The 25,059-nt window shown below is 43.9% G+C and carries 18 protein-coding genes and 1 riboswitch; of the genes, 7 read left to right on the plus strand and 11 right to left on the minus strand.

Annotated elements, in window-relative coordinates; all coding sequences use genetic code 11:
* The first annotated feature begins 42 nt into the window (after positions 1-42).
* The gene (locus MUN53_RS10050) at positions 43-2,289 is read left to right on the plus strand and encodes a GH92 family glycosyl hydrolase (protein WP_243325272.1); all 2,247 of its coding nucleotides are present in this window, start codon (positions 43-45) and stop codon (positions 2,287-2,289) included.
* Between the two features lie 166 nt (positions 2,290-2,455).
* Here the strand turns inward: MUN53_RS10050 and MUN53_RS10055 are convergent, their stop codons facing one another.
* On the minus strand, positions 2,456-2,854 hold the full coding sequence (locus MUN53_RS10055; RefSeq protein WP_243325273.1) for a DUF6249 domain-containing protein: 399 nt from the start codon (positions 2,852-2,854) through the stop codon (positions 2,456-2,458).
* 414 nt (positions 2,855-3,268) lie between these two features.
* On the opposite strand from MUN53_RS10055, the gene MUN53_RS10060 reads away from it, so the two are divergent.
* The 5 genes from MUN53_RS10060 to MUN53_RS10080 all read left to right on the plus strand — a co-directional run bounded on the left by MUN53_RS10060 (position 3,269) and on the right by MUN53_RS10080 (position 9,275).
* On the plus strand, positions 3,269-3,847 hold the full coding sequence (locus MUN53_RS10060; protein WP_022456944.1) for an RNA polymerase sigma factor: 579 nt from the start codon (positions 3,269-3,271) through the stop codon (positions 3,845-3,847).
* Between the two features lie 6 nt (positions 3,848-3,853).
* Positions 3,854-4,222 carry a hypothetical protein gene (locus MUN53_RS10065; RefSeq protein WP_243325276.1) on the plus strand — a complete coding sequence of 123 codons (369 nt, stop codon included), beginning with the start codon at positions 3,854-3,856 and terminating at the stop codon, positions 4,220-4,222.
* Positions 4,223-4,267: 45 nt separating this feature from the next.
* Complete coding sequence (locus tag MUN53_RS10070; protein WP_243325277.1) at positions 4,268-5,617, plus strand: dihydroorotase; 1,350 nt, start codon at positions 4,268-4,270, stop codon at positions 5,615-5,617.
* A gap of 376 nt (positions 5,618-5,993) precedes the next feature.
* On the plus strand, positions 5,994-8,363 hold the full coding sequence (gene hypD / locus MUN53_RS10075) for a trans-4-hydroxy-L-proline dehydratase (RefSeq protein ID WP_243325324.1): 2,370 nt from the start codon (positions 5,994-5,996) through the stop codon (positions 8,361-8,363).
* Between the two features lie 3 nt (positions 8,364-8,366).
* Positions 8,367-9,275: a glycyl-radical enzyme activating protein gene (locus MUN53_RS10080; RefSeq protein ID WP_243325288.1), complete on the plus strand. Its 909-nt coding sequence runs from the start codon at positions 8,367-8,369 to the stop codon at positions 9,273-9,275.
* 338 nt (positions 9,276-9,613) lie between these two features.
* On the opposite strand, the gene purT is transcribed toward MUN53_RS10080, so the two are convergent.
* The 9 genes from purT to MUN53_RS10125 form a co-directional block, all read right to left on the minus strand.
* Positions 9,614-10,795, minus strand: coding sequence for a formate-dependent phosphoribosylglycinamide formyltransferase (gene purT / locus MUN53_RS10085; protein WP_243325290.1), 1,182 nt, complete (start codon positions 10,793-10,795; stop codon positions 9,614-9,616).
* Between the two features lie 11 nt (positions 10,796-10,806).
* Positions 10,807-12,120, minus strand: a complete 1,314-nt coding sequence (locus MUN53_RS10090; RefSeq protein WP_243325291.1) for a Na+/H+ antiporter NhaC family protein — start codon at positions 12,118-12,120, stop codon at positions 10,807-10,809.
* Between the two features lie 12 nt (positions 12,121-12,132).
* Complete coding sequence (locus tag MUN53_RS10095) at positions 12,133-14,667, minus strand: DUF5686 and carboxypeptidase-like regulatory domain-containing protein (protein WP_394803069.1); 2,535 nt, start codon at positions 14,665-14,667, stop codon at positions 12,133-12,135.
* Between the two features lie 176 nt (positions 14,668-14,843).
* On the minus strand, positions 14,844-15,323 hold the full coding sequence (locus MUN53_RS10100; RefSeq protein ID WP_243325295.1) for a GAF domain-containing protein: 480 nt from the start codon (positions 15,321-15,323) through the stop codon (positions 14,844-14,846).
* A gap of 680 nt (positions 15,324-16,003) precedes the next feature.
* Positions 16,004-16,675 carry a lipoyl(octanoyl) transferase LipB gene (gene lipB / locus MUN53_RS10105; protein ID WP_243325297.1) on the minus strand — a complete coding sequence of 224 codons (672 nt, stop codon included), beginning with the start codon at positions 16,673-16,675 and terminating at the stop codon, positions 16,004-16,006.
* Positions 16,639-17,409, minus strand: a complete 771-nt coding sequence (mtgA, locus tag MUN53_RS10110; protein WP_243325299.1) for a monofunctional biosynthetic peptidoglycan transglycosylase — start codon at positions 17,407-17,409, stop codon at positions 16,639-16,641. The genes lipB and mtgA overlap by 37 nt, the downstream gene beginning before the upstream one ends.
* A 59-nt stretch (positions 17,410-17,468) precedes the next feature.
* Positions 17,469-18,482, minus strand: coding sequence for an ABC transporter ATP-binding protein (locus tag MUN53_RS10115; RefSeq protein WP_243325300.1), 1,014 nt, complete (start codon positions 18,480-18,482; stop codon positions 17,469-17,471).
* Positions 18,475-19,512 (minus strand): iron ABC transporter permease, encoded by a 1,038-nt coding sequence (locus MUN53_RS10120; protein WP_243325301.1) that lies wholly within the window; start codon positions 19,510-19,512, stop codon positions 18,475-18,477. The genes MUN53_RS10115 and MUN53_RS10120 overlap by 8 nt, the downstream gene beginning before the upstream one ends.
* 4 nt (positions 19,513-19,516) lie before the next feature.
* Positions 19,517-20,683 (minus strand): ABC transporter substrate-binding protein, encoded by a 1,167-nt coding sequence (locus MUN53_RS10125; protein ID WP_243325325.1) that lies wholly within the window; start codon positions 20,681-20,683, stop codon positions 19,517-19,519.
* Between the two features lie 66 nt (positions 20,684-20,749).
* A riboswitch (cobalamin riboswitch) is annotated at positions 20,750-20,955 on the minus strand.
* 78 nt (positions 20,956-21,033) lie between these two features.
* On the opposite strand from MUN53_RS10125, the gene cobI reads away from it, so the two are divergent.
* Complete coding sequence (cobI, locus tag MUN53_RS10130; protein WP_243325303.1) at positions 21,034-21,744, plus strand: precorrin-2 C(20)-methyltransferase; 711 nt, start codon at positions 21,034-21,036, stop codon at positions 21,742-21,744.
* A gap of 77 nt (positions 21,745-21,821) precedes the next feature.
* Here cobI and carB read toward each other — a convergent pair whose 3' ends face one another.
* Positions 21,822-25,043 (minus strand): carbamoyl-phosphate synthase (glutamine-hydrolyzing) large subunit, encoded by a 3,222-nt coding sequence (carB, locus tag MUN53_RS10135; RefSeq protein ID WP_243325305.1) that lies wholly within the window; start codon positions 25,041-25,043, stop codon positions 21,822-21,824.
* Positions 25,044-25,059: the final 16 nt, after the last annotated feature.

The raw sequence follows: 25,059 nt of genomic DNA on the forward strand, positions 1-25,059 counted from the left end.
AACAAGTATTTATTTTATCTAAACACAAATAAACTGACAAACATGAAAAAACAATTATTGACGCTCTTGTTGTGTGGCGGAAGTTTCGCCTTTGCACAGCAGCCTGTCGATTATGTCAATCCTTTTATCGGGACCAGCAATTTCGGAACAACTAATCCCGGAGCTGTCTGTCCCCAAGGAATGATGAGTGTGACACCTTTCAATGTCATGGGATCTGAAACCAACGAATTTGATAAAGACAGTAGGTGGTGGTCAACGCCCTATACATCCGACAATGATTTCTTCACCGGTTATGCCCATGTCAATCTGAGCGGTGTTGGTTGCCCTGAATTAGGAGGCTTATTACTGATGCCGACTTCCGGAGATCTGAAAGTAGATTTCCATGAATATGGTAGTCATTATGAAAAAGAAGTGGCTCATCCGGGATATTACAGTAATATGCTGACTAAATATAATATCAAGACGGAAGTCACGGCCACACCTCGTACCGGATTAAGCCGTTTCACCTTCCCGAAAGGACAAGGAAATATCTTGCTAAACTTAGGAGAAGGTCTGACTAACGAAACCGGTGCAACCGTCCGCTTTGTGAGCGATACAGAAATCGAAGGAAGCAAGCTGATGGGAACATTCTGTTATAATCCGCAAGCTGTCTTTCCGATTTATTTCGTGATGCAAGTAAACAAGGCTCCGAAGGAAAAAGGATACTGGAAAAAGCAACGCGAGATGAAAGGCGTAGAGGCTCAGTGGGACGCTGATGCAGGTAAATACAAACTATACACGAAATATACCCGCGAAATCAGTGGCGACGACGTAGGTGTCTGGTTTAAATACGATGTAGCCGAACAGGAACAGATCGAAGTAAAGATCGGTGTTTCATTCGTCAGTATCGAGAATGCCCGTGAGAATCTGAAAGCCGAACAACCCGGTTTCGAGTTCGATAAAATTGCTTCTGCTGCCCGCGACAAGTGGAATGATGATTTATCACGTATTACGGTAGAAGGCGGTACAAAGGATGAAAAGACAATCTTCTACACGGGCCTGTATCATTTGCTGATCCATCCGAATATTTTACAGGATGTCAACGGTGAATATCCCAAGATGGAAAGCCTGGAAGTGGGTAAGACTAGTGGTAACCGTTACACGGTATTCTCGTTATGGGATACTTACCGCAATGTTAGTTCGTTGATGACGTTGCTTTACCCCGATCGCCAGTTGGATATTATCCAGACCATGATTGATATGTATAAGGAAAACGGATGGTTACCGAAATGGGAACTTTACGGTCGGGAAACATTCACCATGGAAGGTGACCCTTCTATCCCTTATATCGTAGATGCCTGGATGAAAGGCTTACGTGATTTCGACACCACAACAGCCTACGAGGCTATGCGTAAGGGAGCTACAACTCCAGGCGAATTTAATTTGCTTCGTCCGGATGCCAATGATTATTTCTCATTAGGTTATGTTCCTTTGCGTGAACAATATGATAATTCCGTTTCCCATGCTTTGGAATATTATCTGGCCGACTGGAACCTCAGCCAGTTTGCAGAAGCTTTGGGGAAGAAAGAAGATGCGAAATTGTTCTATGATCGCTCAATGGGTTACAAACATTACTATTGCAAAGATTTCGGAACATTACGTCCGATTTTGCCGGATGGTAAATTCTATGAGCCTTTTGATCCGAAACAAGGTGAAAACTTTGAGCCAAGTCCGGGATTCCACGAAGGAAATGCTTGGAATTATACCTTCTATGTACCGCACGACATCAAAGGACTGGCCAAACTGATGGGAGGAAACAAGAAGTTTGTCAACAAATTACAAGGCGTATTCGACGATGGTAATTATGATCCGGCCAACGAACCCGATATCGCTTATCCGTATTTGTTCAGTTATTTCAAAGGGGAAGAATGGCGTACCCAGAAAGAAGTACATAAGATCCTGAAGAGTGGCTATCACAATGCTCCGAACGGTGTACCTGGAAACGAAGATGCCGGAACCATGTCAACATGGGCCATCTTCTCGATGATGGGATTTTATCCAGCCTGTCCGGGTGATGCTGATTATGTACTGACATCGCCGGTGTTCGATAAAATCACGATTCATCTCGACAAGAAATATTATCCGGCAGGAGATTTGGTAATCGAAGCTTCACACGCTACACCTGAATCCATCTACATCCAGTCGATTCAGGCAGGAGACAAGAAGTTAAAAGGTTATACTATCTCTCATCAAGATCTGGTAAAAGCCGGAACTCTGAAGTTCACATTAGGCGATCAACCTAAGAAATAAAAAAAGAATCATTTCCATTCATACTTGTTTTCTTGCATGAATACGAGCATGAGTGGAAATGATTCTCGTTTATTTTCATCTTGATTCCCGTTGGTTTCAAAAATGATTCTCGGGAGTTTTTTATTGCTAAGTTTTAAACCTGTTTTTACTCTTCTATCTGAGAAAACTATTCATCATCCTTTTTTCCCATTTTGTTCTCGATAATAAATGCCAAGATCAATCCTAAACCACCGCACAACAAAACCGAAGCTCCATACGCCATAGAAATCATTTGCCAGTCGCCTTCGAAATTCACACGCACAAACGTATGGAAAATAAAGCCGATCAGCAATCCTAAGCCTAAACCAGCCATCAGACATCCGATTTTCAAAGCGCTGAAGGATATCCGTTTTTGAGCAAAACTTGGTAACTGAAGTTTCCCGTCCAACACAGCCCAATCTACTTTCTCCGATAATTTCTCAATAATCATCAAACGTTCTTTCTTGTGAACGAACAATTCAAACAAACTGTAAATTCCGTAACAAATAATTCCGACAACCAGCGGAATAGAAATAAAATCCATCATAATCGTTTCTGTTATTTTTATGTTATTAATACCTTTGTTTTCCGAAGCTTCTGTAATATGGACGCAAGAGAAACGGAATGGTTACAACTTTCAGGCGATTTTTTTTGGGCAGCCGCCCTTTGCAAACTTGTTTTTGCCTGTCAGAAACTTTCCACCCTGCCGAGGGAAAACTTCTTTCCCTATTATATATTCTTTAGTTCACGCCGTAGATTACTTAGTTCACGCCGTGGTTTAAGTAGTTCACGGCGTGGTTTACTTAGTTCACGTCGTGAACTAAAGAATTACATATAGGGTTAGGAAGTTTGAATCTAGGGTTACAGACTTTACCCCCGAAGGGGAAAATGTGATGTCCCGTTCAAATTATTTGATAAAGTCATGTAACCTTTCCGGCAAGCCTGCGTCAATCATTATGAAATGGAAGGATTATCGGATACATATTATATCAACCGGATTCTGGCAGGCGACACCAGTTGTTTCGCCTGTCTGTTGGATAAATACAGCCAACCGTTGTTTGCTTTGATCTTTCGGATTGTGCAAAACCGGGAAGATGCAGAGGAACTGACGGAAGATGTATTTATCAAGGCATTCCGTCAATTGGAATCTTTCCGCGGAGAAGGCAATTTTGCCAATTGGCTGTACCGGATTGCTTACAACATGGCCATATCGGCTGTCCGAAAAAAGAAGATGGAATATTTATCAATAGAAGATTCGCAGCTGACGAATGTATCCGAAGAGGAAGTGCAGGAAGCATTAGGTTCATACGGAACAGCCCAACAGCTGGAATGGTTGGACCGGGCTTTGGCCCAACTTCCCCCAGACGACCGGGCATTAATCCTCTTATTCTATATCGAAGAGAAAAGTCTGGATGACTTGACAGGTATTACAGGCTTGTCGTTGTCTAATCTGAAAGTGAAGTTACACCGCATACGGAAGAAACTGTATGTGCTGCTAACTGAAGAAGAAAAGAATCAGGATGTTGTTCACAAGAAGTAAAGAATCATGGAAAAAGAAACAAATAGAGTACAAGAAGACCGTTTGAAAGCATTGTTCAAACAAATGCCGGCAGTATCACTCTCGGAAGGATTCCGGTCGCAAATGATGCAACGTATCGAAAAAGAAGCGGTACGTAAGCGTAAGCAACAGGCTTGGCTGGAATGGAGTATGCTGATTCTCTCTTCGACAATCATGATTGTTGCAGCCGTTTTAGGGCTGAAAGAATTGGAAATACCCGTTATCCGATGGCCACAAATAGATACTTCTTTGCTCTTTATTTATACCTATATAGGAAGTATCGCTCTTTTCCTGTTGTGGCTCGACTATCGATTTAGACGCTGGTATGATAAAAAGCATGGGACGAAAGAGAAATAACCGGACAAAAATCCCTATTTTTGGACCATAAATCCCAATAAGCTTATGAACAAGAAACTGATAAAAAATGTCCGTATCATCAATGAAGGGCGGAATTATCAAGGTGCAGTACTGATCAACGGTGAAATGATTGAAGCCGTGTATGAAGGAGAAGTTCCTTCTGAAATCATAGCTGAAGCCAAAGAGGTCGTGGATGGCCAGGGTAAATGGTTACTGCCAGGTTGTATCGATGATCAGGTTCATTTCCGTGAACCAGGGCTAACACACAAAGCTGATATTTATTCTGAAAGTCGGGCTGCCGTGGCTGGTGGTGTCACCTCGTTTATGGATATGCCAAACACCAAACCGCAGACAACAACACTCGAAAACCTGGAATGGAAGTTCAACCGGGCAGCCGAAACATCCGTAGCCAATTATTCTTTCTTCTTTGGAGGAACAAACGATAATATGGAAGATATTCGTCGTCTGGATCGTTCCCGTGTTCCGGGATTAAAGTTATTCTTAGGCTCATCGACAGGAAATATGTTGGTAGATAAGAAAGATGCGCTCGAAAGAATCTTTAGTGAAAGTGATCTGTTGATTGCTGTCCATGCCGAAAAAGAAGAAATTATCAAAAGGAACATTGCTTACTACACCCAACAATATGGTGAAGATCTGGATATTTCCTTCCACAGTAAAATTCGTAGTGAAGAAGCTTGTTATGCCTCCTCTTCGGAAGCTGTCGAACTGGCTACCCGGTTAGGAACGCGTTTGCATATTCTTCATCTGTCAACAGCCAAGGAAACTACTTTACTGGATAATAAACTTCCTTTGAAGGATAAGAAAATTACCGGAGAAGTTTGTGTACATCATCTGTGGTTCCATGACGGAGATTATGCTTTGTTCGGTAACCGGATCAAATGGAATCCTTCTATCAAAACGCTGGCCGATCGGACAACCTTGCGTGAAGCCGTTAATAATGACAAAATAGATATCATTGCCACCGACCACGCTCCTCATCTGCTTTCCGAGAAAGAAGGCTCTTGTCTGAAAGCAGCCTCAGGCGGACCGTTAGTACAACATTCTTTAATCGTGATGCTGGAATTAGCCATGGAAGGCCGATTCACATACGAAAAGGTCGTGGATAAAATGGCTCACAAGCCCGCCGAACTTTTCCACATTGACCGAAGAGGCTACATACGTCCGGGTTATTATGCAGACCTGGTCTTAATTGATCCGAACAAGACATGGACTGTAAGCAAAGAAAATATCCTGACCAAATGTGGTTGGTCTCCATTTGAAGGATACACCTTCCATCATGCCGTTGATACAACATGGGTAAATGGCGAAGTCGTTTGGAAAGAAGGTCAGATCCGGAATGAAGTCCATGGAAAAGAATTAAAATACATCTATTAATATTATCAGCAATCTATTGTTGTATGGCGAATGATGCAGAAGGAATAACCGATTCTGCATCATTCGTTCTTATATAAATATCAGTAAAACGATATGTCATAAAAGTAACAGGACAACTTATAAAAATCCTAGCCTAACCTTTCATATAGAATATTTTCCACACAAAATAGTTACACTTTTATCTATTAATATTTTTTATACTGTTAAACTTTCATTCTCATACAAAATATTTATAAGAAGTAGTATCTTTACACTTTTGAAAAAAGAATATAAAAATATAACCGATTCTAATATTAAAGTCAATATGTCAACACAAAAAGTAGCACAACGCGCGCCTAAAAGCGCCTGCAACTTCGCTCCTTCCAATGAAGCGAATATGATGGGCATGAACGACCGAATCAAACGGTTACGTAAAGAATCGTTCGAAGCTCAACCTTCTTTGTCTATTGAAAGAGCTTTGATCGAAACAAAGTTCTATAAAGAAAACGAAGGGAAATATCCTATTCCTATCCTACGTGCTCTTAATTTCTATGAGATATGTAAACAGAAAACCATCTATATTGGTAACGACGAGCTAATCGTTGGTGAACGTGGTCCACGTCCTAAGTCTGTTCCTACGTTTCCCGAATTGACTTGCCACAGTGTTGAAGATTTGCATATTCTGAACACACGCGAATTACAACGCTACACCATCAGCCAAGAAGACATTGACACTTACGAACGCGAAGTTATCCCTTACTGGAAAGGTCGTACACAACGCGAACGTATCTTCAATCATGTCCCGAAAGAATGGAAGGAAGCTTACGAAGTAGGTATGTTCACCGAGTTTATGGAACAAAGAGCTCCTGGCCATACGGCTCTCGACGGAAAAGTATATCGTTACGGATTATTAGACTTAAAAGACAGAATCCAAAAGCATATCGAATCACTCGACTTTATGAATGATCCGGAAGCTACCGATAAACAAGAAGAGTTGCAGGCAATGGCCATCTCGTGTGATGCAGCTATCTTGTTCGCCAACCGGCATGCAGACCTGGCAGATGAAATGAGTATGACGGAAAAAGATCCGAAACGTGCAGCAGAACTTCGTCGGATTGCGGAAGTATGCCGTTGGGTTCCGGCTCATGCGCCTCGTGATTTCTGGGAAGCTATCCAAATGTATTGGTTTGTTCACTTGGGAACCATCACAGAACTGAACGGTTGGGATGCTATGAATCCAGGACATTTCGATCAGCATCTGGCTCCTTTCTATGAGAAAGGTATTGCTGACGGTACGTTGACCCGCGACCAAGCCAAAGAATTGATGTCTTGCTTCTTCATCAAAGTCAACAATCATACAGCTCCTCCTAAAGTAGGTATCACAGCCAAGGAAAGTGGAACCTACAACGATTTCACGAATCTGAATATCGGAGGTGTAAAATCGGACGGCAGCGATGGCGTCAGTGAAGTATCATATATCATGCTCGAAACTATCGAAGAGCTACATATCCTGCAACCCGGTAGTGCCATCCATATCAGTGCCTGCACTCCTGAACGTTTCCTGCGTGCCGGTTGTAAAGTCATTCGTCAAGGACATGGTTATCCTTCGGTATTTAATCCGGATGTATATATTCAGGAATTGATGCGCCAAGGTAAGAGCCTGACCGATGCTCGTGAAGGTGGATGTAGCGGTTGTATCGAAGTTGGTGCCTTCGGAAAAGAAGCATACGTCCTGACAGGTTACCTGAATGTTCCGAAGATTCTGGAAGTAACACTGCACAACGGTATCGATCCGGTTTCCGGCAGAAAGGTCGGATTGGAAACGGGTGAAGCTGATTCATTCCAGACATTCGAAGATTTATATGCAGCCTTCCTGAAACAAATCCATTATTTCGTGGATATGAAAGTGCGCGTCAGCAATTATATCGACCGGATGTTTGCCAAATATGCTCCGGCAACATTCCTCTCTCTTTTCATCGACGACTGCATCGCGAAGGGAAAAGACTACTACAATTGCGGACCACGATATAATACTACTTATATCCAATGCACCGGCTTAGGTACTATTACGGATAGTTTATGTTCATTGAAGAAGCATGTCTTTGAAGACAAACGGTACACCATGGATGAAATGCTTCAGGCAATGAATGACAACTTCGTCGGTCATGAAGTAATGCGTCAGTATATCTTGAATCATACTCCATTCTTCGGAAATGATGATGATAAAGCGGATTCCGTAGCAGTCCGTGTATTCAATGATCTGTATGATGCCATCGAAGGCAAACCGAATACGAAAGGTGAATGTTTCCACCTGAATATGCTTTCTACTACTTGCCACGTTTATTTCGGTAAGGTAATGGGAGCAACACCGAATGGCCGTCTGGCAGGCAGAGCTATCTCTGACGGTACTTCTCCTTCTCACGGAGCAGACACTCACGGGCCATCTGCCGTTATCAAGTCTTTAGGTAAATTGGATCAGGTAAAGAGTGGCGGTACTTTATTGAATCAACGTTTTATGCCTAGCTTGCTGAAGCGTGAAGAAGACGTTGCCAAACTGGCTTCTCTGATCCGTACTTACTTTGCTTTGGGCGGACACCATATCCAGTTCAACATCGTAGATACAGAAACTTTGTATGCTGCCCAGAAATGTCCGGAAGATTATAGGGATTTGCTGGTGCGCGTAGCCGGTTACAGCGATTATTTCAATGACATGAATGCCGACCTGCAGGCCGACGTGATTGCACGTACTGAACAGGAATCATTCTAACGTATGGGACTGCTGTTTGATATCAAACGATATGCGATTAATGATGGTCCGGGTATCCGGATCACCTTATTCTTGAAAGGTTGCCCGATGTCTTGTGTGTGGTGTCATAATCCGGAAGGCATCGGGAAGAAACCAGTCAAACTTTATACACGGAAGAAATGTATCGGCTGCCAGACATGCGTGCATGCGTGTCCTGAAGGAGCTTTGGAACTGACACGCTCTGGCATCGTCACGGATAAAACCAAATGCAAGATGTGCGGAACCTGTGTAGAAGTTTGTCCGGCTTGTGCCTTGGAGATTTCAGGACGGGAATGGACGGTAAACGAAGCCATGCGCGAGATTGAAAAGGAAACTGCCGTCATGGATCGATCGGAAGGCGGAGTTACCTTCTGTGGTGGTGAACCGTTGATGCAACCCGACTTCTTACTGGAACTCTTAACCCGATGTGGACAGGAAGATATTCACCGGGCAGTCGATACCACATTGTATGCCTCAGAAGAAGTCGTTCGGCGAGTCATCCCGCTATGTGATTTATTCCTAGTCGATCTGAAACTAATGGATTCAGAGAAACACCGGCATTATTGTGGTGTACCCAACGAACGGGTCTTAGAGAATCTCCGGCTGGTAGCCGCTTCGGATGTTCCTTATTGGATTCGTATTCCACTTATCGATGGCGTCAATGCTGATGAAGAGAATATTCGAAAATCGGCTGAATTTCTTGCCAGTCTGCCCAAACCGCCCGAGATGATCAACCTGCTGGTGTATCACGACATTGGGAAAAACAAGCATGATAAACTAGGAACGACTTACAATCCGCATCAATACGCAATGCGTGCTCCTGATGAAGCAACCCAACAACGGTGTTTAGACATCTTTGCCGAACATCAGTTAACGGCTAAAATCGGGGGATAAAAACAATCGGGCTTCCTGAAAGTCCTTCTTTTCTCAAGAAGAATGCTTTCCAGGAAGCCCAATTTATTTGCTTTTATTCATATGAATAATATCCAAAACGCTCGACAGGGTTTCCCCCGCAAAAAATGCTTCGTCGAGCGGCTCGACAGGGCTTCCTTTACTCAGGAAGCTCCGTCGGAGCGTCGGACAGGGCTTCCTTTTCTCGGGAAGCATCGTCAGAGCGTCGGACAAGGCTTCCTTTTCTCGGGAAGCATCGTCGGAGCGTCGGACAGGGCTTCCGCTTCTCAGGAAGCTCCGTCAGAGCGTCGGACAGGGCTTCCTTTTTCCAGGAAGCTCCGTCAGAGCTTTATTTCTAATTGATCCATCATCACACCAGTCTTACGACGAGCTTCTTCCACATTCTCGGCACGGGCCAACAGCACTGCCATACGACGATGACCATTAACCGAAGGCTTACCAAACAAACGCAACTGCGTGTCGGGCTGATCCAAGACATGCTCCAGATTACCAAAGCTCAACTGCGAACTTTCGCCCTCAACTACAACGGCACGCGAAGCTCCTGCTCCCAAGAAACGGATATTTGGTATCGGCAAACCCAATACAGCACGGGCATGAAGGGCGAACTGAGACAAATCCTGGGTAATCATCGTCACCATACCGGTATCATGCGGACGCGGAGAAACCTCACTGAAGATCACGTCATCACCCTTCACAAACAATTCAACACCAAAGATTCCCCGGCCACCTAAAGCATCTGTAATCTGCTTGGCTATCTGGCGTGCCTTTTCTTTTGCTACCGGGCTCATCACCTGAGGCTGCCAAGATTCGCGGTAATCACCGTCTTTCTGTACATGACCAACCGGCTCCAGGAAAGAAGTTCCGTTGATATGACGAACGGTCAACTGTGTGATTTCATAATCGAAATCCACAAATCCTTCAACAATCACCTTACCGGCACCAGCACGACCGCCTTCCTGCGCATAATGCCAAGCAGGATCAATATCTTCTTCCTTACGGACAACACTCTGGCCGTGTCCGCTTGAACTCATAATCGGTTTTACCACACATGGCATTCCAATCTCTTTTACAGCTGCCTTAAACTCTTCTTCAGTTGCAGCAAAACGATACGGAGAAGTAGGCAAGCCCAATTCTTCAGCAGCCAAACGACGGATACCTTCACGATTCATCGTCAACCAAGTAGCCTTAGCCGTAGGAATGACATGGAAACCTTCCTGTTCCAATTCCATCAACGTAGTTGTTGCGATGGCTTCTACTTCCGGCACAATATAATCCGGCTTTTCCTTTTCAATGATTTCACGCAGTGCTTTTCCATCCAACATTGAAACCACATACGAACGATCGGCCACTTGCATGGCTGGCGCATTCGCATATTTATCCAGCGCAATGACTTCTACTCCATAACGCTGTAACTCGATTACAAACTCTTTTCCTAATTCGCCACTACCGCAAAGAACTACTTTCGTAGCAGTAGGTGACATCGGTGTTCCTATTGTTGCCATAGTATATTATTTTAAGTATATTGTCGAGGATATTTGAAGATAATTGCCAACAATGCGCCTACACCCAACAAATACGGATAATACAAATACTGCATGATCTCCAACGGAGAAACATTTCCTAAACCGGAAGCCATGAGCATTTGCGCACCATACGGGATAATACCTTGTACGAAGCAAGAGAATATATCCAATAAACTGGCACTTCGCCGCGGATCTATATGGAAACGTGTGGCAATATCTTTCGCTATCGGACCTGCCATAATCAGGGCAATTGTATTGTTGGCCGTACACAAATTGGCAAAACTGACTAGTCCGGCAATACTGGCTTCTGCTCCACGGGCCGAATCAATACGGGCCGTCAGCTTCTGGATGATCCATTCGATTCCACCATTATATCGGATCATTTCCAACATACCACCTGCCAAAAGCGTCACGATAATCAATTCGCCCATCCCGGTAATACCATTTCCCATCGCAGCATTCCAGGCCCAAATATCAAATGCGCCCGTCAGCAAACCGGTGATACCTGACAAAAGAATGCCTAAGAACAAGACCAGCATCACATTCATACCGGCAATGGCAGCAACCAAAACAACCAAATAAGGCAAAACCTTCACCCATTCGATATGTTCCGGCTGATAACTCTCGTGAACTCCCAAGCCCAACCAGACATATAAAACGGCCGTAAGTATAGCCACCGGCAATGCAATCCGGAAATTCACCTTAAACTTATCAGACATCTCACAACCTTGTGTCCGGGTAGCCACGATGGTTGTATCGGAAATAAAAGAAAGGTTATCACCAAACATGGCACCACTCACCACCACGCCTAGCATCAACGCATCCGGCATTCCGGCTTTTTCAGCAATTCCTACAGCCACCGGTGCCAAGGCGACAATGGTTCCAACGGATGTTCCCACCGAAATCGAAATAAAGCAGGCGGCAATGAAAATACCGGCAGCCAGCAAATTGCCCGGAAGAAGAGACATCGTCAGATTAACCGTAGCATCTACCGCTCCCATTTCCTTGGCAGTCTGAGCAAATGCTCCTGCCAAGATAAAAATGACTACCATCAACATAATGTTGCTGTTGGCAGCTCCTTTGCAGAACTGCTCGATCCGGCTATTCAGTTTTCCACCTTTTGAGATAGCAATTGCCACAACCGATGAAAGGACAAACGAGACCGTAATCGGCATCTTGTAGAAATCTCCGGCAATACAAGAAACCGCCAGATAAGAAAGCAGAAATACTCCTAACGGGAGCAAAGCCCACACGTTAGGAGTATGTTGAAATGTTTTATTTGTATGCTGAGTGTTTTGTGTCATTCTTTGTCTGTTTTAGAACGAGAAGCGCAACGCTATACGAACGCCTCCTTTCTTGATTCCCGGATTATCCAAATACGTTAATCGGCGATAATAATCTATACGTAAAATCTTCAGGATATTTTCCAAACCGATACTGGCTTCCATATATGGCTGATTTCCCATTGGCATAGTTCCTTCTGGCAGCTGGAACAAACCTGGTGTCAGTGTCGGATTGTTCTTATCAGTTAAGTTTCCGTAAATACCACTGAAAGAAACAACTTCACGCAACTTCAACCATTTAATACCAGGAATACGGTTCAAAATCCAACCCTTCAAATAATAAGTCACATACCAGGAAACATACTGGTCGGTTACAAATTCCATGGCATTCATCATATTGAAGGCTTCCGGCTGAATCGTCAATGACTGGTTGGTATTCGGCAGAATCAACAAGGGGAAAGGAACTTTATCCCATACCTTACCGGCTTTTACCTTCGCATCAATATGACCGAACGAAGACAACCAAATACGCTTTTCTGCACTTACCTCTGTATGATTGTATTGGTAATCACCACCCAATCCCTTAAAGCCAAACTGATGAGAGACTTTGAATACCGGAGCATCTTTCGAAAGGTTGAAGACAGATTCCCGACCAGCACGTCCGTTATAAGCACGCTCGCCTGGAGCAAAACGGAGTTGTAAGCCCAATTCGGTCTTGTTGAAGTCTGAAATATGTGTCAACGAACCATCCGTATTCATCAAATCATAACTCAATGTTCCGGCAGCCTCGTTGTTCTCATGTCGAACCCAACCTAAAATACCCACGTTGTTCAACCACTCTTTTTCGTATTGCAACATTGTCTTCCGGATATATTGCATGTGCGTTACCGGAGTTCCGACCTTAATAGCAACGAACATGTTATCCTTGCTCGTAAACAAGAAGTCCTGACCCGGCGTATAAACATCATATTCATGAATCAACGAAAGATTATTGCGCGGATATTCTCCCGGATGGTATTCTTTCTTATTGAAACTATGCGTTAAGGTCGCATTGTATTTCAATTTACGGTCGTCTACACCATAAGCCAGATAGCCATCGGCGAACCAACGATCGCTCAAATTAGCAGTTGTCATACCACCAACACGGAAACGAATACCTTCCAAGTTATTCGCACTGATCGTCGTATTCATCGGACCAAAGTCAAATTTACTGCTATTCCGGTCTTTTCCAGTTTGTATATATCCCGAGATCAGGATTTCGGCTGTCTTGATAATCACATTGAAAACAGGTACTTTTCGCATCTGTGCCAACAATTCATCCAAGGCACTCTCCTTCTCTTTCAACGGTATATGACGATGATTCACCCAAAACGAATCTGGTTGCGCATTAGCCTGCGGGGCAAAATGATTTTCTCCCAACAGACCAAAGACAGAATCCCTATTGGCCACTTCAAACGAATACTTGTCATAACTCCTCAACTGATGGGCATAGAACTGTTGCGTTCCTTCCACGATATAGAAATTAATAAAGGTATTCTCCGTATCCAATACCCATGTGCTATCCGGCATCTGTTTAAATTCCTGGTCGATTCGAAGCCGGTCTACGAAGTTCAAATTGATATGCGAAGGGACGTTTAACGTGAATTTCTTTAACGCATAGTTACCATCAAGGGTTACGTATAAACGACCTGTAAATCCGTAGCTTTCACTATTAACAGGGACAAATGCCAAGTCCACACATTTCGTTCCGCTCACATCGAGCGTATCCATGATGTAATACTTATAATAAGAAACAGCTAACGCAGATGACAACGGACTGACAAAGCGGTTCAACAGGATATTGATATTATTGTCGAAGATATTGATACCCTGAAAGATTTCCTCCAAATTTGCACTAATACCACCTTCGTCCAAGGTTTTATCCACACCTTGCATGTGCTTACCCTTGATAATAATCTTTTCTGCTTTAGGCTTCTTCCGGTAATAACGGTCGGCCAAGGTCTCACGCACAGAAAGTGTCAGGATCGGTTTTCCGTTAAACTCCGATGTATCCAGATAATTCTTGATGAAGCTGAATTTCTTTCCCAGCTTACTGTCCAGATTCGGACTGAAATTATCCAAAGCCAGACTCAATTTCTCGTAACTCTCTACCTGATATTCATCCTTAGCTTCAATCCGGTTATCATCTTTGTGCTCGATCACCTTTTTGATCAACTCAACAGCCGGATTATTCTTTCGCGAATATTTCTCGCGCTTCGGTTTTACCACTACTTCCGTCAGCTCATACGAAGTAGGACGCAACATAATAGCTAAAGCGGCATTGTTCTTTCCGGCTTTCAGCTGAATTTCCTTTTCTGTATATCCCATGGATGAAACCACCAACGTTGTATAGCCTTTATCGTTCTGCAACGAAAAAGCACCGTTATCATCTGTCATGGCTCCTATCGTCGAATTCTTAAACAATACCGAGACATACGACAAAGGTTCTCCTGTAATCGAATCTTTCACAATACCCGACACCGAAGTTACCGTCTGACTTGATAACGTATTATACAAGCTGCCCATCATCCAGAAGAATAGCAGCAAGCTAGTCAATCGTACTATTTTAACCATCGTATTTATATTCCTACACGAATTAGAATTGTGCGCAAAAGTAGATCTTTTCACGTATAGAACAGGAACATCTCTTATTAATAAAATATAACCGCCCTACCCGGATCTGACTTTTATACCATTAATTCTGTCTAATTGAACAAAAACGAAACCACTCTCTCCAAATATAGAACATCTGTCTTGTCAAAACTATCCAACTGATCACTATCAATGTCTAATACAGCCATGATTTCGCCCGCTTGATTCCGGACAGGCACTACAATCTCTGAACGAGAAGCCGAATTACAGGCAATATGTCCCGGAAATTGATCGACATCCGGCACTACGAGCGTCTTACCTTCTTTCCAGGCAGAACCACAAACACCCCGTCCACGCCGGATCCGCGTACAAGCAATCGGACCTTGGAAAGGTCCTAAAACCAACTCCTCATCCACTACACGATAAAAACCAACCCAAAAGAAATGAAAAGTCTGCCATAAAGCCGCCGAAATATTAGCCATATTGGCTATCACATCTTTTTCATTTTTTACAAGAGCTTCCAATTGAGGCATCAACTCTTGATATTTTTCAGCCTTCCCAGCTTCTTTATCTATAACAAGTTCTTCAGCCATAGTCGATCGATATAGATTGTAAGTCGCAAAGTTACAAAAATCCCCGGAATAATAAATGAGAAATAAAGACTCAAGGTAAAAAAACATACCGGTCCATACGAAGAAACGGATTATTTAATTGTCAACAAAAACAGCTTTGATATTAACAAAAAGGAAGAATATAGCCTTTATTCGTAACACACACATTCTTTCTTCATGAAGTTTTTTCGGTTCCCAGCAGGGAATTTCCGCAAAAAACAAGGGTTTTGTGAACGATTTTCACGAGTTTTCGGAGTAAAAGTAGGCAGAAACGGATAAAAAGATAGGCATGAATGAATAAAAATACGTTGCAAAAATGAACATTCATAGGCAGGAAATGAAGAAAAGCCAAGGTATTTTCCTCTTTTCGCCTCCTTTTCGGGTATCAGGAAGGTAAAAAACCGGACAAAAGAGCCTATAATTGACAGCAAAAACATTCTATTTTCATTTGACATTCTGCCACAACAGATTGCTTTTCCCTTACAACCACCTGAATAAAAACCCCTTTTTCAGAATAACATCCGCAACAATTTACTCCAAAAGCCTATTTACTTACTTTTTATCAAACCTCAACTCGCTATATCTCGCATATTTGCAACCCAAGTTGCACCCAGCTCCAAATAGCGAAGTTTTGAAGGAGTTGATTTGACATTTTGACAAATTTATCTTTCGCCGAATACTTCCCGGAACAAAGCAACCAACTGGCGTTTGGCTTCCTCAAAATCCTGTTCTTTCCCCAATTCCTTTGCCAAGGATGTAACGCCTTTATCAGTAAAACCACAAGGATTAATCAATGAAAAGTAATTCAGATCGGTATTGATGTTCAGGGCAAAACCATGCATCGTAACAAAACGGCTACTCTTTACGCCGATAGCACAGATCTTACGCGCCTTTCCTGCCACAAAAGGATCCAGCCATACACCGGTTGCTCCTTCCAAACGCTCTCCTTTTAATCCATATAAAGCCAGAAAACGGATGATGGTTTCCTCCAATCGATAAATATATTGCTTCAATCCGATATGCCAAGTCTCCAAATCAAAAATCGGATATCCTGTAATTTGCCCCGGACCATGATAAGTAATGTCTCCGCCACGATTAATGTGATAGTAAGAAACACCCAGAGCCTGAAGGCGAGCTTCAGGTATCAGCAGATTAGAATCCTTCCCGCTTTTCCCAATGGTCAATACCGGATTATGCTCACAAAATAACAATTCATTCCGGCCTTTTTCCCCTTTCGCCTTGGCAGCCAGTAAAGCGTTAAACTTTTCGGTCTGAATATCCAGTGCCTTTGCATACACTATTCTTCCGAGATCCTGATAACTGAAGCTCTCCATTTCTTTCTATTTTTAGTTTTACCTGTACTCTTCGACTTTTGTTGTGTTTTATATCCCATATCCACCGGCAGAATCTTATCCATCAACGACATAATCTTGGCTTGTCGGCGACGCATATAAGGCGAAGGTTTCCCTGAATTAAAACGCCGCGGGTTCGGCAATGAAGCGGCAATCAAAGCCGACTCGCCTTTGGTCAGCTGATAGGCTTCTTTCTTGAAATGCGCCTTAGCCACGGCCTGTGCTCCATAAATACCATCGCCCATCTCGATCGAATTGAGATAAACTTCCATGATCCGTTCTTTGCCCCATATCCATTCGATCAACAAGGTGAAATAAGCTTCCAATCCTTTCCGGAAATAGGTTTTTCCTTGCCAAAGGAAGACATTCTTGGCCGTCTGCTGACTGATAGTACTGGCTCCGCGAACCCGTTTTCCCTGTCGTGCCTCTTCTCTTGCTTTCTGTATTTGCTTGAAATCAAATCCCGGATGCTCCATAAACAAATTATCCTCAGAAGCCACTACGGCCTGAGGCAAGGTCTGGGCAATCTTCTCGATCGGCACCCATTCATGTTCCAGCTTTAATGTTTTACCAGCCTTGGCTTGTTCGGCCAAACGAATCACCATCAACGGCGTCAGATACACCGGTACGAAACGATAAAGCACGACAGCCAGCAAAGAAGAGATAAAGAAGAAAAGTATCAGATTCCGCAAGAATATCAGCACACGTTTTACCATTCGTATTTTCTCTATTTGGTTTGTCTTGCAAACTTATGCAATTTTCCTGAAATAAGGAATCAGATTTCGGGCAAACTTATCTGGCGCAAGGCTTGCAATAACGACTCAATTGTTTCATAAGCCGACGGCTCTCCGGCATGAAGGATAAATGTATCAGGAGTCACTTCAATAAATGGCAAAGCTGCCGATGCCTGATCTGTTACCCGGATACCACAGCGTTGCAATGCCTTCTTCAGCATCGAGCATCGAGCACCTTCGCCCCGGATTCCGATTTGATATTTATATTGCACCTGTATCCGGTAAAGACCACTGTCCTCGTCAAATACAACACCTCTTCCGGAGAAGAATGATTTCAGTCGGCCCGATAAAGCCAGATCTTCAGGTGTACCGGTGATGATTCCCTGTTTCCGGTCCATCAGCCAGATCTTATCGGCAATCTCCAAAGCCAGATCCAAGTCGTGTGTAGAAAGAAAGATCGTCTTTTCAGTCGTTTGTATCAGGCGATACAACAGTTGCATGATTTCCACTTTACTGGGATAATCCAGAAAAGCTGTCGGTTCATCCAGGAAAATAATCGGAGTCTCCTGAGCAAGCGCCTTTGCAATCATCACTTTCTGCCGTTCTCCGTCCGACAACGTATGCACCATCCGCATAGCCAGCGCTTCGATTCCGACCAAACGAATAGACTGATCCACGATCTCCCAGTCTTCTGCTGCCAGTCGTCCCCAAAAACCTGTATAAGGACTTCGGCCCATTCCAACTAAATCCCGAACTGTCATATTCCGGATCTCACACCGTTCGGTTAATACCACACTGATGATTCGGCTTAACTGGCGGTCGGTATAAGATTCCACTTCCTGTCCGAGCAGCCAGATATGTCCGCCCAGCTTCGGCTGAAAAGCAGAAAGCGTCCGAAGTAAGGTCGATTTTCCTACCCCATTTTCACCCAACAAACAGGTCAGTTCGCCACTCCGGATAGTAGCCTGTATGTGCGAAGCCACTTCTTTGGCATGATGCTTCTTAATAGAATAACCTATTGAGAGTTCCTCCAGTCGTATCGTTTCCTTATTCATTCCAATCATTTTTACGTTTGTTGAACAAAACAGAAGCGACTACCGGAGCACCCACCAGTGCCGTGACCGAATTAACCGGCAAAGCTCCTTCAAAACCAGGCATACGGGCCAGCAGATTACAAATTAATGCCAAGGCAGCACCTAATAATAAAGTAGCAGGCATCAAAGTCCAATGATCGGACGTCTGAAACATAGCTCTTGCCAAATGAGGAACTGCCAGTCCCAAGAAGATAATCGGACCACAATAAGCCGTTACAATAGCCGTCAATACGCCCGCCGATACAATCACCAGCAAACGAGCCCGCTTGATATTCAGTCCTAAGTTACGGGCATAACCATCACCCAGCAACATCAGGTTTAATGTCTTGATAAGCAAGAAAGACAAAGGAAGCAAAATAGCCATCAACGTCACAAACAGCATCATCTGATTACCGGAAACGCGCGAGAAACTGCCTAATCCCCAAATCACATACGCCCGGATATCTTCTTCTACACTGAAGAATTTCAAGACACCAATCACCGCATTCGATACATAACCGATCATAACGCCGATAATCAGCAAGGTGACATTTCCTTTCACTTTTTGCGATACATAAACAATCAGTGCCATCACCGACAAAGAACCGATAATAGCGGCAACCGACAAAGCTATTTCTCCCATCACTCCCAGTCGGCTTAAGGCAACACCGCCCAAACTACCACTCAACAGAATGACAAAAGCAACGCCCATGCTGGCACCTGAACTGATTCCCAATACCGAAGGTCCTGCCAACGGATTACGAAACACCGTCTGCATTTGTAATCCACTTACCGCCAGACCAGCACCGGCAGCCAGTGCCGTCAAAGCCTGAGGCAAACGGGATTTCCAGACAATGTTCTGCCAAGATACAGGTTCATTTCCTGTACCCGTCAGAATATTCCAAATGGATTGTGCCGGAATGGAGACTGAACCCAGCAATAAATTCAGAAGCAACAGAACAACGATCAGCAACAGGATCAATAACATCCGGTAAGTATGAGTATAACGCATGATCTTATTTCTTTAGCAGTTTATAGAAAACAGGCTGATGATCCGGCAACAGTTCCGGATGAAAGATATGCAACAAGTCTGCCAGAATTACCTCCGGAGCAGTCGGCATTTCTTCATAGAACGGCGTCGTCTTCATGTTACAGTAAATAATCCCATGTTCACGGAAAGCCTTGAAGTCGGCATAACGTGCATCCTGATCTTTCAGGGCTTCGTAAGAGAAATCGCCCGGATAACTATTGACAATGCGCCAATAATCCGCGTTGTCTGCCTGATTGTAAACCGTCTCGAAGTCGAGCGTTACACCACCCGAACGCTCATCGTCTTTCAAGAAATAATCGGCTCCGGCATCTTTGAACAATTGAGCCAGAAAACTCTTTCCGCCTACGGCATACCAGTTTCCGCCTCTCAGCTCTCCGCTAAAGACAACCGGCCGGCGTTTCACCTTACCATCGGCAGTCAACGCCTTCAATTCCTGATATCGCTGTTCAATCGCCTCGAAACAAGCATTGGCTTCCTTTTCCATACCGCAAAGCAAGCCTACGAATTTAATCCACTCAGCTTGTCCCAACGGAGTCATTTCTTTATATCCCAAATGCGGAACCAATGGAATCCCGACATCCTTCAAAGCTTCATAGCCACCCCGTTTAAACGGAGAGATCAGAATCAAGTCAGGATTCATACTCATAACCGCTTCATTGTCGAAGTTCCCTTCAATACCAATCTTTACGGTTTTTCCACTTTCCAACTGGCGATTCATCGTTTCGTTGAACAAGTGGCGCGTACTCGTGATACCTGTTACCCGTTCCGTTATTCCCAACTTAATAAAATTAGAAAGCTGCAAGGAAGTCATGCAAATCACACTCCGTACCGGTATTTCCAATTTCTCATATCCTTCAGGAACAACCTTTGATGCATCGCCCCGACGCACCAAAGCATAATGATATTCGGCAACATTCTCCGACTGCGGATCATGAATATCTACCAAAGCCATATCACCTTCGTAACGGATCTCAAATCCTTCCGCATATTCCGGTTTGATCTTCTCAGTAAATACGGTTTCCGTTACCGCTTTTCCGGTCGATATCGTATCCTGATCATTTGCCGGGCGTGACGAGCAGCCCGTTATTCCTGCAAGAAGCAACACGGCTCCTGCCATTCGGATTACATTCATCATTGTCATTCTGTCTAAATATTTTCCTTCACTTCCCATTACCACGCAGAAAGCGAAGTCATCCAAGTTATTATCAGTAACCAGGCAGGTCTTCTGACTTTGTCTCGTTCGAAGTTCCTTCCCGAATAGACGACTATTCAGTGGAACAGAGGTTACTTCGAATCCTATAAAGACTTACAGCAGCGTGGACTGTCCGGGACTTTCACCCGATTCCCTTTTCATCTGTTCCTTGCTTCACGAAGGAAACAGACACCTGTTACTTGGCACAAAAGTAATAAAAAACTCAACCGATACTTGCGAATCAACCGTAAAATAAAGATTTTTGCACTTGCATTCAACTCGAATAAATTATGAATCGAACTATTACATTCGTCTCTTTGGGTCCGGGTGAACCCGAATTAATCACCTTAAAAGGCTTAAAGACTTTACAACAGGCAGACCGGATCTTCTGTCCGGCAACTTTGACTACCTCAGGGAAACAGGTTTCCAGAGCTGCCCATATTCTACGAGCTTTAGAGATCAAAGAAGAAAAGATCCATACGTTTGTATTACCCATGAGTAAAGACCGGCAAAAAGCCATCGAAGCTTACGATCAGCTTTTGTCTGATGCTATCCGGGCACTTCAAGAAGATAAAAAGGTGGTTATCGTGGCAGAAGGTGATGCCGGATTCTATACTTCCATTCAGTACATTTACCATCAGCTGGAAAAGCAACAAATCCGTGTGCAGCGAGTTCCGGGCATACCGGCTTTCATCGCAGCCGGAGCAACAGGCGGATTACATATCGTCAAGCAGGAAGAACGACTGATGGTGATTCCGGGAACAGCAACATCCGACGAGTTGGATCAGTTAATCCGCCAGGGATACAATCTGGTTATTATGAAACTATCGGCTTGCATCGAAGCTGTCCATACATGCATTCGCCAACATCCGGAGGCCCAGTTTCATTACTTCGAGAACGTAGGTACGGAAAAAGAGAAATATATATCCGACCCAGCAATAATAGCCCAAACGGATTTCCCTTATTTCTCCCTATTGATCATCCAATCCATCCAATCATAATCAAATAAAAAGCCGCTAAAAGTCAGGCGAACCTGAAACTTTCAGCGGCTTATCTATCTGATACTATATACTAAGCATTAATATTCTTGCCAGCTCTTGATCTGAATATCATCCATACTCAACGTACAGAAAGCATTGATAAAGGCACTTGCCAAACGTGCATTTGTAATCAACGGAATATTCAAGTCGATGGCAGCACGACGGATCTTATATCCATTATCCAATTCGCCTGCAGAAAGGTCTCTTGGAATATTCACCACCATATCTATCTTCTTCTCATGCAATAACGTCAAGGCCTGCGGTTCCTTTCCTGTTTCACTCGGCCAATAAACCAAGGTGCTCGGAATGCCGTTCTCAGCGAAGAAACGATGGGTTCCGCCAGTAGCATAAAGATTATATCCTTTCTTGGCTAACAGACGAGCAGCATCCAGCATAGCCACCTTTTGTTTAGCCGTACCGGTTGATAACAGGATATTCTTCTCCGGAATCCGTTGTCCGACAGACAGCATACTCTTTAGAATTGCCTCAGACACATCATCACCGATACAACCAACTTCACCCGTAGAAGCCATGTCTACACCTAAAACCGGATCGGCTTTCTGTAAACGATTGAAGGAGAATTGAGAGGCTTTGATACCGACATAATCCAAATCAAACTCATTCTTGTTCGGCTTCTCAACCGGCAAACCTAACATAACCCGCGTAGCCAGTTCGATGAAGTTAATCTTCAATACCTTGCTCACGAACGGGAAACTACGGGAGGCACGCAGGTTACATTCGATTACCTTGATTTCATTTCCTTTCGCCAGGTATTGGATATTGAATGGACCTGAAATATTTAATTCTTTCGCAATCTGCTTACTGATCTTCTTGATACGACGAACAGTTTCAACATACAGTTTCTGCGCCGGGAACTGAATAGTAGCATCACCTGAATGGACACCGGCAAATTCGATATGTTCGCTGATGGCATACATGATGATCTCTCCATTCTGAGCTACGGCATCCATTTCCACCTCCTTGCATTGTTCGATAAACTGACTGACTACAACCGGATGCTTCTTGGATACATTTGCTGCCAGTTCCAAGAAACGAACCAACTCTTCCTGGTTGGAGCAGACATTCATAGCCGCACCACTCAACACATAACTCGGACGAACCAGAACCGGGAAACCGACTTCCTCAACAAACTGATTAATATCATCCATCGATGAAAGTTCTTTCCAACGTGGCTGATCTACTCCAATCCGATCAAGCATAGCCGAGAACTTCTCACGGTCTTCCGCATTATCAATACTTTTAGCAGATGTTCCCAAGATATGAATATGCTGAGCATCCAAACGCATAGCCAAGTTATTCGGAATCTGTCCACCTGTTGACACAATTACTCCGTGCGGATTCTCCAATTCGAGGATATCCATCACTCGTTCGAATGTCAATTCATCAAAATACAGGCGGTCGCACATATCATAATCGGTAGAAACCGTCTCCGGATTGTAATTGATCATCACCGAACGCCAGCCTTCTTTTCGAATCGTATTCAAAGCCTGAACACCACACCAGTCGAATTCAACCGAACTGCCGATTCGATAAGCACCCGAACCTAATACAACAATCGAACGGCCATCGCCCAAATAATCGACATCATTTTCCGTTCCGCTATATGTCAGATACAGATAGTTCGTCTGAGCCGGATATTCGGCAGCCAATGTATCAATCTGCTTGACAACCGGGACGATACCACGATACTTTCGGTCTTGACGTACCTGCAAAGTAGCCTTATCCGTATCTTCCATTTTATCCTTCAACAAGGCACGGGCAATCTGGAAGTCGGAAAATCCCTGAATCTTTGCTTTACGCAACAACTCATCCGAAACTTCCTGAATCTTGCTGCAAGCCTCCAGTTCGTTGGCCGTTTCAATAATCCGATACAGTTTCTGCAAGAACCACTTGTCGATTTTAGTCAACTCATGTATTTGGTCAATGGTATAACCCGCCCGGAAAGCCTTACTGATAACGAAGATGCGACGATCGGTCGGTTCTCTCAAAGCCTTATCAATATCCGGAAGAACCAGTTCCTTATTTTCTACAAAGCCATGCATGCCTTGTCCGATCATACGAAGTCCTTTCTGAATGGCTTCTTCAAAAGTACGTCCAATAGCCATGACTTCACCAACCGACTTCATACTAGAACCCAATTCACGTGCTACTCCATGGAACTTACCCAAGTCCCAGCGCGGAATCTTACAAACTACATAGTCAAGTGCCGGTTCGAAGAAAGCACTAGTTGTCTTTGTCACCGAGTTCTTCAAATCAAACAAGCCATAGCCTAATCCTAATTTAGCAGCCACGAAAGCCAACGGATAACCAGTTGCCTTGGAAGCCAAAGCAGATGAACGACTTAAACGAGCATTCACTTCAATGACACGGTAGTCTTCACTATCCGGATCATAAGCATATTGTACATTACATTCACCCACAATACCGATATGGCGAATAATACGGATGGCCAGCTCGCGTAGTTTATGATAATCTGTATTGGATAAAGTCTGTGAAGGAGCAATGACGATACTTTCACCCGTATGGATTCCCAGCGGATCGAAGTTCTCCATGTTACAAACCGTGATACAGTTATCATAACGGTCGCGCACTACTTCATATTCTACTTCTTTCCATCCTTTCAAGCTCTTTTCCACCAAGACCTGAGGAGAGAAAGAGAAGGCTTTCTCTGCCAATACATTCAGTTCTTCCTCATTATCACAGAAACCAGAACCCAGACCTCCTAATGCGTATGCAGCACGAATAATCACCGGATAACCTAGTTCGGCAGCGGCACGACGTGCATCTTCGATTGTTTCTACGGCTTCACTCTTGATAGTCTTGACCCCAATCTCATCCAAACGACGGACAAACAGTTCGCGGTCTTCCGTATCCATGATGGCCTGTACCGGCGTTCCCAATACACGTACGGCATATTTCTCCAATACACCACTCTGATACAATGCGACACCACAATTCAATGCCGTCTGACCACCGAAAGCCAACAGAATACCATCCGGACGTTCTTTCTCAATAACCTTCTCTACAAAATATGGAGTGACAGGCAAGAAATAAACCGTGTCGGCTACACCTTCAGATGTCTGTACCGTAGCAATATTCGGATTGATCAAAACCGTCTGGATTCCTTCTTCCTTAATGGCTTTCAATGCCTGGCTTCCGGAATAATCAAATTCTCCCGCTTCACCAATCTTCAGTGCTCCCGAACCTAAAATAAGGACTTTATTGATATTATCTTTCATAAACGACTCTCATGCA

The sequence above is a fragment of the Parabacteroides faecalis genome (assembly GCF_022809355.1).
Classification (GTDB): domain Bacteria; phylum Bacteroidota; class Bacteroidia; order Bacteroidales; family Tannerellaceae; genus Parabacteroides; species Parabacteroides faecalis.